Consider the following 288-nt stretch of genomic DNA (forward strand, 5'->3'; position numbering starts at 1 on the left):
CTTCACCAGTGTCAGAATATGGGTAATCAGACTGCTCTTCGTATGATATTTAGTTTTTCCAATACCGTCGAAACAGAGATACGCTCCCGTGTCTGCAATCCTGCGGTGATACCATAGATCCATGTTCCTGTCCATATGACCAAAGCTGACATTCTCAAGCGATACTCCCACGGCTTTCAGCAGTTCGATCTGCTCCAGACCCATAGTTCCTGCTTCCGTATGGGAATGAATCGGCGCCCCTGTTGCAAAATGGACTGCTGCAGCCACTTCCATTGTCTTTTTCTCCAG

Annotated in this window: 1 protein-coding gene; it reads right to left on the minus strand. The window is 47.9% G+C overall.

Features of this window, described 5'->3' with window-relative positions:
- The coding region (locus NE473_RS32150) for a phosphotriesterase family protein (RefSeq protein WP_502802877.1) at positions 1–273 on the minus strand (273 nt) is incomplete at its 3' end.
- Positions 274–288: the final 15 nt, after the last annotated feature.

Origin of the sequence: Hungatella sp. SL.1.14 (assembly GCF_024460495.1) — a bacterium.
Taxonomy (GTDB): domain Bacteria; phylum Bacillota; class Clostridia; order Lachnospirales; family Lachnospiraceae; genus Hungatella; species Hungatella hathewayi.